At 38.6% G+C, this 10,813-nt stretch carries 11 protein-coding genes; 3 read left to right on the top strand and 8 right to left on the bottom strand.

Annotation, left to right across the window (positions count from 1 at the left end):
- Window positions 1-270: 270 nt before the first annotated feature.
- Together AC5JM2_RS18345 and AC5JM2_RS18340 are read left to right on the top strand one after the other, a co-directional pair.
- Complete coding sequence (locus AC5JM2_RS18345; RefSeq protein ID WP_495836291.1) at window positions 271-729, top strand: hypothetical protein; 459 nt, start codon at window positions 271-273, stop codon at window positions 727-729.
- A gap of 232 nt (window positions 730-961) precedes the next feature.
- Window positions 962-2,152 (top strand): AlbA family DNA-binding domain-containing protein, encoded by a 1,191-nt coding sequence (locus AC5JM2_RS18340; protein WP_495836290.1) that lies wholly within the window; start codon window positions 962-964, stop codon window positions 2,150-2,152.
- Between the two features lie 268 nt (window positions 2,153-2,420).
- On the opposite strand, the gene AC5JM2_RS18335 is transcribed toward AC5JM2_RS18340, so the two are convergent.
- The 5 genes from AC5JM2_RS18335 to AC5JM2_RS18315 form a co-directional block, all read right to left on the bottom strand.
- Window positions 2,421-3,956, bottom strand: a complete 1,536-nt coding sequence (locus AC5JM2_RS18335) for a hypothetical protein (RefSeq protein ID WP_495836289.1) — start codon at window positions 3,954-3,956, stop codon at window positions 2,421-2,423.
- Window positions 3,883-4,479, bottom strand: coding sequence for a helix-turn-helix domain-containing protein (locus tag AC5JM2_RS18330; protein ID WP_495836288.1), 597 nt, complete (start codon window positions 4,477-4,479; stop codon window positions 3,883-3,885). Before AC5JM2_RS18330 ends, AC5JM2_RS18335 begins: the two co-directional genes overlap by 74 nt.
- 36 nt (window positions 4,480-4,515) lie before the next feature.
- Window positions 4,516-6,267 carry a protelomerase family protein gene (locus tag AC5JM2_RS18325; RefSeq protein ID WP_495836287.1) on the bottom strand — a complete coding sequence of 584 codons (1,752 nt, stop codon included), beginning with the start codon at window positions 6,265-6,267 and terminating at the stop codon, window positions 4,516-4,518.
- 392 nt (window positions 6,268-6,659) lie between these two features.
- Window positions 6,660-6,845 carry a hypothetical protein gene (locus tag AC5JM2_RS18320; RefSeq protein ID WP_495836286.1) on the bottom strand — a complete coding sequence of 62 codons (186 nt, stop codon included), beginning with the start codon at window positions 6,843-6,845 and terminating at the stop codon, window positions 6,660-6,662.
- A gap of 281 nt (window positions 6,846-7,126) precedes the next feature.
- Complete coding sequence (locus AC5JM2_RS18315; protein ID WP_495836285.1) at window positions 7,127-7,294, bottom strand: hypothetical protein; 168 nt, start codon at window positions 7,292-7,294, stop codon at window positions 7,127-7,129.
- Window positions 7,295-7,619: 325 nt separating this feature from the next.
- Between AC5JM2_RS18315 and AC5JM2_RS18310 the strand changes: the two genes are divergently transcribed.
- The gene (locus AC5JM2_RS18310) at window positions 7,620-7,892 is read left to right on the top strand and encodes a hypothetical protein (RefSeq protein WP_495836284.1); all 273 of its coding nucleotides are present in this window, start codon (window positions 7,620-7,622) and stop codon (window positions 7,890-7,892) included.
- Window positions 7,893-8,277: 385 nt separating this feature from the next.
- Here AC5JM2_RS18310 and AC5JM2_RS18305 read toward each other — a convergent pair whose 3' ends face one another.
- From AC5JM2_RS18305 to AC5JM2_RS18295, 3 genes are all read right to left on the bottom strand, one after another.
- Window positions 8,278-8,670 (bottom strand): hypothetical protein, encoded by a 393-nt coding sequence (locus AC5JM2_RS18305; RefSeq protein WP_495836283.1) that lies wholly within the window; start codon window positions 8,668-8,670, stop codon window positions 8,278-8,280.
- Window positions 8,671-8,996: 326 nt separating this feature from the next.
- Complete coding sequence (locus AC5JM2_RS18300) at window positions 8,997-9,437, bottom strand: hypothetical protein (protein ID WP_495836282.1); 441 nt, start codon at window positions 9,435-9,437, stop codon at window positions 8,997-8,999.
- A 5-nt stretch (window positions 9,438-9,442) separates the two neighbouring features.
- Entirely contained in the window at window positions 9,443-10,735 is a 1,293-nt protein-coding gene (locus tag AC5JM2_RS18295) for a hypothetical protein (RefSeq protein WP_495836281.1), read from the bottom strand.
- Window positions 10,736-10,813 lie beyond the last annotated feature (78 nt).

Raw genomic sequence — 10,813 nt, 5'->3', positions numbered from 1 at the left:
ATCACACCCCCACACATCAAAATCCCCCACAATATCCGATAGAGACGCGAGGGATGGCGAGGCGAGGGGAGATGAGTTATGACCTAGTAATAGAGTAAAGTAATGACTTATTTTTTGGACAGTTTGTCAAGTGGTCTAGTCCACCAATAGATAGAGGTCTAGTCTCAAAGTATCAAGCTAGTATGCATGTGATATAGGGTTTTGTATTACAAAGATACAAATAAAAATCCATATTCCAATTTTGTGAATTACACCTTGAAGGAAGTAGTTATGTCAAAAAACAATCGTGAAGATAAATTTATGAATTGTTTTAAGAAGTTCATGCTGGTTTCCTCTGTTTTTTCAATGTGTATTTTTTATAGCGGTAAAACATCGGCATCTGATTTATCTGATTTAACTGAGATTGGAAAATTGATTCAAGAAAATTGGGTAGCAATTGTTTCCAACTTTTGGTCGCCAAACTTTAAGCAAGTCTACATGGAAGAACTAAGTCCTCAAGAAACAAATGATGTACGAAATCAATATCGAGACAGGGCTGATGGAGTTTTAAATGATCGTTGCATTGATAAGATTATTAAAACTTATAATTTTGACAATGTTTCAGCTACCGCATCAAAAACTACTAATAGATTCTTATTTGCGAGTCGAGTAGAAGATGGTAAGACAAATTGCTATTTACGAATGCCTAATGAGTACGCTGATAAAATTACAAAAATAAGAGGTTATTAGATCTTCAAAAATTATAGGCTATAAATTTATTACTTTAAGTTAGATAACCTCTAATCACAAGTTAAAATTAGAGGTTATTTTGTTCCAAGTCAGTCTTTGAACATTATTACAGAATTAGTTTAAATGATGAATAATCACGCACCCTCGCATCTATCCGCGATTCCCTACTACCCAAACTCCTATCAGGTCGAATCCGCATCAAAGAAGCTGAGAATTCGGGAAAGATAGTAGCATGATAAATAAACAATTTGATTTAATTGGAAAAAGTGATATTGAATCACTAATTTCTAACGGTGTACCTGAGACTCGGACACTTGAATACAAAGAAAAACTTTCCGGAAATTCTGATGAAGATAAAAAAGAGTTTTTAGCTGATATTTCATCTTTCGCTAATGCTTCTGGTGGTGATATTGTCTACGGTATTCAGGAACAACGCAGCAGCGATAACAAAACAACAGGTATCCCAGAAGCTGCTAATGGTGTTGGTGCTATTAATTCTGATACAGAGATTAGGCGCTTAGAAAATATGATTCGAGATTGCATAGCGCCGAGAATAGTTGGCTTACAAACAAAAGCTATAGATGGATTTGCAGATGGTTCCGTAATTGTGATCAGAGTTCCCCAAAGTTGGAACTCTCCTCACATGGTTACGTTCAAGAACCACTCCCGCTTTTACTCACGTAATAGTGCTGGTAAGTATCCGCTCGATGTAACTGAAATTCGTTCAGCGTTTATTGTTTCAGAATCGTTAACTGAAAGGATAAGGCAATTTCGTACAGAACGTATTGCCAAGATAATTGCTGATGAAACGCCAGTACAACTGGAACATAATTCCAAAATAGTTTTACATCTTCTACCGATAGGTTGTTTTACTTCAGGTACAAGTATTGATGTAAATTTAACTGCAAATAATCCTTCAAATTTACAACCTATTAGTTCTTATGGTTACAACCAACGATATAACTTTGATGGAATTGTAAAATACTTTAGTATTCATCCTCCAATTTCTTCCTCTTATACCCAACTATTTCGTAATGGTGTTATTGAAGCTGTTGATGCCAGAATATTAACACCTATAAATGAAAAAAAGTGCATTCCTAGTGTTGACTACGAAAAGAAACTAATAAATTCATTACAACAATATTTACAGCTACAAAAAAACCTTGAAGTTAACCCCCCAATTTTTATAATGCTGAGTTTACTAGGTGTGAAAGGTTACACAATGGCTGTTAATACATTATTCCCTTACGAAGAAAACTCTATTGATAGAGATATTCTTATAATTCCTGAAATTGTTGTTGAAGATTATGCAGCCGAATCATCAGAGATTCTACGTCCAGCTTTCGATGCTGTTTGGCAAGCTTGTGGATGGGATTCTAGCATAAACTATAACAATGGTAATTGGGTTGGAAATAGAAGGTAGATTGGATTATTACACATCTTTCAACCGATAAATTCAAAATTATTTAATTGATTTTGAATTTTTAATTCCCCCGTTAGCGCCGCCGCCCTATTTATTTTATTAAACAGTACGATACGTTTTTCTTCTTCACTCAAATCTAATAGTTCTATTCAAGGTTCGGTATGAGTCCGTTTTTTACCAGATGCAACGTCTAAAATAACTACAAATTCTTGAAGTGGGTCATACTTCATCATTAGAGGTTTTAATCGTAATTCACTTTCAGTAATCATTACCCTGCTACTGTTATTTCACTATTAATATAGTTTCGTCCTATCAACAAAGCCATCTCCAAGGCGTCCATCAAATCATTTGAATCCATCACGTTGAAATCGGTGATTTGGTGAACAAGCTTATGCATGTTACCCTCATTTGTTGTCACCCGGTTAAAGTAGACTTTACCCCTTTCAAATAATAAAGAATGCCCCATTAAGCGATCTATCTTTTCACCACGTCCAGATGATTTAATTGGGTCGATTTGTAAGTGTTTAAACTTTTCCTCAAACTCAGTATTTCCTTCCAGTTCTTGTAGATAATCTAACAAATCACCTTGAAAATCCATTGCGTATCTATTGGCATCCACAGCGAGGATAGGAGCGTTAGCACACTTATCAGCCCATGTAGCCCACTGGTCAAACAATTGGTCGATTTTCTTCATGTTGCCCAATATTCGCTCTTGGTAGGCGTTGCACATATAGAGTTTGTTTTGAGAAACTCCGACGGTCACGAACGCTGTATAGTCGCCTGTGCTAGATGAAGCTAAATCAACCCCAACGACCAATCGTTCAAATTTTTCTGGTAACCAAGCATAGCGGATTAGATGGGGCTGAATCCCTATGAACGTTTCTTGAGGAATTGTATTTTGTCTTTGTAGTAGGAAACTTTCTAAATTTTCTTCTCTTTCCTTTCTTAATGTTTCTAGACTCAATCCCGACTCCCAAAAACTCTTCTCTTGCCCTAGCTCATCTTTTATGATTGCTGACTGCGTAATTACCTGATAATACGGTGGTATAAAAATTCGACTGTATACGTCGTTTCGACTCATTCTTGTTCCTAAGCAGACAGTACGACTCCCATCAAATTTGACAAATCGTACAATCTGTAGCCAGTTCTCTTCTAGCTTATCTTGTATTAGTTTATTCCTACCTTCACTAGGGCTTTTTACTAGGTCGTCTGCAATGATTAAATGAGCACGTTTGCCATTTACACTCCCCTTAAGACCGCTGCAACCCAGCGTATACGGTTCTTCTAGTACCGATACACCAGCGTGAGAAAAGTTAATAGCCCATTCTCTTTCACCCCATTTATTTCTAGATGGTTGTACTTTTGGAAACACCTCTTGATACGGTTTTGACTCAATGATTGCTTTGACCTGTCTTGACTTGGCGGAACTAACTTCAATTGTGTAACTGATGTATAGAATTTTTAGAGAAATCCCTAAATTGATATGAGTGCCGATACACCAGGCTACCCATTGAAGTAGAAGACTGGATTTAGCAGAGTTTCTCGGAGCAAGAATGCAACAATCTTTCCCAGCAATTCCTTTGAGATATCGGTTGTTTTCTCCTGTGTTGAGTATGTTGATCCACTCTTCCATATGTGGAAATGTTTCGTGATTGCAAACATACTTCCTAAAAGCGATGAAGTCGGTCGCCGCCTCCTTAGCCTCCGGTGATTGTGTTCGTTCTTTAGCTCTAAGGAGTTCCGTGTTCTTCGCCACTTTCTCCTGTTGCTTTGGTGTCAAGAGACTGGTCGGAAACTGGATCATTTTGTTCATCCTCTCTTACTTGTGAAATCGAATAACCCGCACTTTGGATATACGCAAAGGCTTGACTGAGGGTTAACAAATCACCTCTACCCTGACTTAGCATTCGTAACTCTTCAGCCCCATGTCTTTGAACTGCTAAAGAAAGCGTGTGAATTGCCCGATTACTACCATCTTGAGCCAATTCGTTTAATAACTTCTGTTTGAGTGCAACCCTGATATCTCGATGTTCTTGCTTGAGTTCTTGTGCCAAATTGTTGTAATCTTTTACCCAATCTTGAAGAGTTCCACCATATCCAAGTAGTGTAGGTTCTATTGTCTGTGGTGACGATGGGGGAGGTAGGACTTCAGCTTTCACAATGGGTGTAGGTTTGGATTCTCTTTTAGGTTTTTCTCCACCGCGCCATTCTGCAAACCATCTTTGAACCGTCCGAAGAGTCAGTCCTAGAGTTCTGGCAATTTCGGTCGCACCTTGCCCACTTAGGAACATCAGTCTAGCTTCTTGTTTTTGCTCAGGTGATGGCATACGGGATGTCACACGACATACGACATCCCTATTGTGTCATAACTGTTTCAAATAATCTTTTTTTATTGTTTCTAGAATTATTTCTACATTCATGTCAGTCTTGTTTCGGTAGCGGTTGTTGTAATATCCTTTTCCATCTGGATCTAATGAATGTTTACTTTGATGAGTCACAACTTCATCTTTGTGTAATTCCATCCACTTTGTAACAGTCTGTCCATTAACTCCAGTCAGTTCTCGTAATACTTTGTTGGTAGGGTTGATTTTGTACTCTGGAGTGTTGTCGTTGTACGCGGTCACTGCTTGCCAAGCACGGTTTAATTTTTCTTCAGCACTTCCCTCTTTGCGCGTTTTGAACAGTCTATCGGAGTCCATTTCTTTTACTTCCATTTGAGGTAAGCGAGGGCGGTTAATACGTTCTTCAAGTTCTGTAATTCTTTGGGTTTTTTCAACTATCAGAGCATCTTTCTCAGCTATCTGTGCATTGAGTTGAGCAATGATGGTTTCTAATTCTGCAATACGTACCATATCTTCAGTTTCCTTAATTACTGTCGTTGTCTTAGGTTCAATAGTTAAAAAGTGAATCTCAGTTGAGTCAGGTTCATAGTCGTCATAGTGAAGAGTACTAGCTGAAGTCTCACCGTGGTAGGTAACTTTTTCACCCTTGAATTCTGGGATGATATGACCTGCAAGGACACCTGCATAAGTAATTTTGGCTTTACTGGTAGCGTTTGGGTAATCTCTGAGAGTCAATATTTTGGTCGTACAAGCTCTTAAAAGAATATTTTTTCTGTTGTAACCTTCATCAATTTTTGGTAAGAAATCAAAATAGAGTTCTGTTACTTTTCTGAGTTCATAGCCTGCTTGTTCTTCAATTTTCTTCCAAGTACTTTCCTTATCCCATCCTAGGTCTAGAAGTTTCTGAAATTTGTCTTGGTAGGCTTTGATTTCTGGAAGTGATCGAAAGTATTTAACACGATTTACAAAGTCACTAGTAGGCACTAAGAGAGACGTGTACGTGGTGACTTCTTTATCACGTTTCTTAGCAAGTCCGATTACCTTTACACCATATTGAGCATTCTTGATATATGGGGGAATCCAATCAGAAATTTCAAACTCACTGAGCATGACAATCTCGGACGGGCGACGCCCACTGGCAGCTATCAAGCCTACTGCGAGTTCATAAGAGTCTTTACTGTTGAGTAACTGAAGTGTGGTTTTGAGATATAGATCCAAATTAAAAACTTTGTTCGGCGCGTCCAGTGCGTCCGCTAACTCATCTCGACTAGAAGATTTGACTTGTCGTTCTTGCCTCCGTTCCTTGATATCTTCATTGGCTTCTTTCCAAGAGATATCAGCTAGTCCTGTAAATTTGAAGAATAAGTGACGTTGGATGTACTCACTCTTACCTTCTGCTCTGAATGGAAAGAAGAGATGAGCGGTGTCTGGTGTGGGTTGTAGGGTTTTGAAAAGTTTGGAATAGGATGAAAGCTTATTTGACCGAGATTTAGGCTGTAGTCCGTTGAGTTTAAGCGTTTCAACCAATTCTGTACAAGCCTGCTCAACTTCAGCCACATCGGTCATAGTTGAGACTTTTTCAAAAAACACTACAGGTTCAGCTTTTTCCTCTTGAATAGGTTCTGATTCTTCTTCCAGCATTGTTAAAAGTTTTTTCTGTAAGTCTTCTTTAGGAGTGCGCGAATAACCTTTCACACCCATGTTTTTGGCGATTTCGTCAAGAGTTCTTTTGTTAGCGTTTTCAATTTCTTCTCTGGTGTGTGTTGTGTTCATCTTTTGTTTAACCTGTTCGTTAAAAAACTAATATAACACAATATTCTAAGTTGAACAGGTTCACACAGATTATTGTTTAACCTGTTTTTTCCGAAACATCATAAATAAACTTCTATGGTTGATACTTGACAAAATTCCAGTAATCCAGTTATTTTTTCTCTCCATGAAGCATAAATCAGGTTTAATTCCCTAGAAGCGCTATTCCGTCCTGTGAACTTCGCGCAAGTGTCACAATCATTCCACATCCCGGTTTCTTCTTGAAGCAGTTTGCAGAATGTACCGTTTCTTCTTGAAGCAGTTTGCAGAATGTACCGTTTCAGAAGATGGGATGCATATCGTTATATAGCTAAACAGCACTCATAGGGGTAACAGTGCTGTATCTGTGGCGCGGGTTAGTTCGACAATCTTGTTTGATTTGCTTTTTCAATCGCAGCGTTGCACCACATTTCTATTGCTTGTTGTCCCGCTTCGCTGTGACCTAAGTCCAATTCCAGTGCTAATTGCTTAAAGTTTTTCACTAGGTCTTTGGGCAAGTGAATTGCAATTTGGGTGTAATCGCTGTTATCTCGTTTGTTCATGGTTCTTAGATGAAAAAGTTAGCTGGCTAGCGCGTTAGCTAAAAGTGTACTTGAAACTATGATTGTTTCGTCTGACCCGTCAACAGAAAATTAAAATTCCCGTTTCTCGATTTGCGGCTGATTTTGTGGGGCGGCACTCTCCCGCAATCCATACCCAATCAGCAAGCCCACGTCCAATAGCTAAACCAGCCAGCAAACTTTACTGTAGAGTAAGCTGCTGGCTGGTTATAAAATTAGCTAATAAAGCGTTTGACGGAAGTTGGATTAATGAGATAAAAGGTTTATTTTTTTACTGGAGGTCGCACTTCCGGACTACTCGCACCAACCCCTCCCGCTAGTCCTCTCAACTCTTCCTCCGACAACTCTTCCATTGCAGGGATTATTTCACGGTTTCTAGCGGCTCGATTCAATAAGTTGGTTGTTTGTGCGTAAAGTATCTTTTTAAGCATCTTCTTTTACCAAAAATGTACCACCATTAGTATAAATATAAAGTATAAAAAGTACTAGCTAGGATTTTGAAACCTCTCCTAGTGCTTTCATCATTACTTCCGCTCAATCCTTTGCTGCAAGTGCGGTCTAACGCTTTCCCGTATTCCATACCCAATCAGTAAACCCACACCTAGAAGTAGCACACTTACTGTCAGTTATAACCCTAGGAAGCCCGTAAGCGTTCGTGAAAGTATGATTCATTACTTATTCTTATAGATGAATTTTTATACCGAGTCAGTTTTTCTTATGCCATAATCGGATGAACTTTACGGAGGAATTGGAAGAGTGAATAAGAAATCATTTTTCTCAGGAATTGCGTTGGTAACAGCACTGGGTTTGAGTATGACAACTCCTGCTGCCGCTAATTCTTCCCTTGCAAAATCTGTTGAACTTGGCGAAAAGGGAACAGGACACTCAGAATCATTGCAACAACCCAATCTGATAGCTGCTCGACCTTGTTACTATAAGAGGGTTTACCATAAAGGTTACTATTCTATCAGGCATGGTAGAAAACAGTATCATCCAGGTTATTACGCCAGAGAACGAGTGTGTATTTAGCTATTACTCACGCTCGAAATTTTCAAGATACTATCCGTGACATTTTCCAGTTTTCATTAAATAAACAAATTTGGGTACGTGGTCATCGTGATGTAGTTATGCTTTGCGATGCTACATGATTAAAAGAGTCTTGGAGTGTCAGCACTGGTAAGACCAGCATCTATCCAGTGCTTTTTAATTTAGAGTTCAATCCCCCCATTCAAACTAGCAGTGTCGTAGATAAGCACCTGGAAGTATACCGTGATACATTTCCGTCTCAAGCAAATAAACCCATCCACTAACGTGGTCGTCTCGATATTGGTATGACATAATGCGGAGAATCCTAAATAGAAGTCGATTCATGTGGAGCACTGGCAAGGTAGTTAACCTCACCAGTGTTTTTGCTTTAATGCCGTTCTGTATTCTGCTGTGCTGATTGAGGCGTTGTTATTTGCTGATAAGTACTGCTCATTAAAATCAACAACACACCGCTTAACAAAAATTTTGCTAACCTTGGTAATTTATTCCAGTGCTCCCGTAAGGTAGGTTTTTCTATCGCGCTATTAATGCACCGTTGAAACTTGCCAAAGTTGTTAATGTTGTAGTAACCGTTCTCTAATTTATCGAAATTGTATTCAACATATTCTTTCCAGTGGTTTATGTTGTTGACTAGCCTACTTTCTATGTGTATTTCTCTAACTCTACAACTCGGATTACTGTTATAAGGCGTAAATTCTAATCGGTAGATTTTACTGATTTCTCCACCTAGTCTATAGATGTGCATAGTACCTGGTTGCATTACTTTGACTCCTATTTTGTAATAATTGAAAATTTTGGACGGGTGCAAATTTGACTGGTTTTACCCTGGAATACGGGGTAAAAAGCGGACTTCCGAGTTGAGTGAGAAATCCAAAATATTAAATAGATTAGATGAAAACCTTACAGGATAAAACTTTCAGATAGTTTAGTTAACATTATTGTCATGAGATTACGCCTAACATTAACCTATTCTGCCAAAAAAGACTGTTTTTTCTCACCGTGTATGCCACCAGTGCCAACCGCATGAGAATACACGCCAAAATATCCAGGATTTTAGAAAAATCGTTGGCGTGATTTCTCACAAAGTTAAAATTTATATGATATAGAAAGCCATTTCTCAATTTCACTTCTTGTATAGTTTGTGTTAGCACTAAATCTGAAATTACAAGTACTGCCCCATCGGTAAAGAGTTTTAAGGCTTACTGTCTTACCCGTACATTCCTTTATAATTTGTGGTAAGTTTTTACCGAGACATTCCGATGGTATTAAGGGTGTTAACACTTCTCTGTTGAGATTCTTCAAAGCTTCCGTTTTAGCAAGTACTACCGTTTCTAGCGATAACTGTGACAGTGGTTTTGTACGTCTCATGTTTGCCAGGGTAAGTAATTGTTCCATTTCTCCTTGTGAGCAGAATCTGATGTGTTTAGGGAGAGTCAATTTATCTTTCCATCTAACCCAAGTTCTTTCGGGTATTTCTCTTCCATAGATGGTTTCACAAACCTGCTTAACGTAAATCATTTTGTACATATTTTCTACACTCCTTTTAACCCTAATTTTTCAAGTAAATAACCTAGTGCTTCCTCATCAAGTTGTTGACCTGTTAGTTCTTTCCATGCTTTCCAAACATCAAGAGCAGTAGGTGGTATTTCTCGCTCACTTACCCAGTTCTTGAGGACTAAAAACACTTTCTGAATATCAGTTAATTCGCTATTGGATTCACTACCAAATTCATTCTCTGAATCAGTCTGTTTTTCGTCTTGAGGGTCATTGAATAGTTCATCAAGATTAATCAGTGGTATTGATTCTACATATGGCGTACTACCTAAATTCGGAACCACTAAAGCAACACGTTTTCCAATACCTATCCAGTTTTCTAACTCATTGGCTAACTGTTGAGCACAACCTTTAAAGGGAAAGCCAGGGTCTTGAACCCACTTTAGTGCTTCATTCCCCAAAACAATCCTGGTAGCTGAATTAAAAGAACTTCGACTGAATCCGTTATCAGTTGTTAATGGTGATTGCCCTAACAGGATTACGGTCATGTTATAAGCTGCTGCTTCTTTGTAAAGACGTTGTATTTTACCTTTGATTTTCTTGGCTAGCTTGACATCTATGACATCGCCATACCCTGTCCCATTACCCCAGATGTTATCCCATTCATCCACAATCAGAAGGTATCGCTTGAATTCAGGTAAAGCTTGCCTGTTCTTTTTAGCTTGCAAACATTGGGTTTTACGATTTTCTAATTCTTGAATCGCGGCATCTACACCATTGTTCACTTGTTCATACCCAATGAATGATGGTTGAATCATCCACTGAGTCATAGGATATTTCGGATCTACAAGATTGATGGCAATTTCACCCGATAACTTGCCGATTAAAGCTATGAGTAGTGATACAAATGTACTCTTACCGGATTGCGACCCACCATCTACCTTAAAGTGTTGATTAGACCGTTTGTCCAATGGTTTACAAGAATTTTGAACAATATCAAAAATCCAGTCAAACCCTGGCTCTGGTTCAGAATAAGTTACAGACTCGATATCAGTTTGATTGCCTAACCAAGCGTTAGTATTGGATGAACTGCTATTCTCAACTGACGGTAAAGAGGGAGCTATCAAACCATCCAGCCCATACATAGACACCCACCTAGGATGCTCGTGTGCGGGTAACTCTGATATCTCCCTTGCTAACCGTCGTTGGGCTTCAATAGTCCTGGTAGTCCGGTCATAAGCTATCTCGTGTTGACATTCTTCCCTAAATGCTTGTAACTGAGATTCATCAAATGTTTTGAATATTTTGGTTTTACGTTTCCCTAGTTCCAAGTTGACGCATAGACCGCCAGCCGAAATGTGATTTGAAACAAAAAATGAGATTTTAACTCATGATATGCTTTAAAAATG

This window comes from Brasilonema angustatum (genome assembly GCF_059505445.1).
The sequence above is the reverse complement of the archived record's forward strand: the minus strand, read 5'-3'. Positions and strand labels throughout refer to the sequence as shown.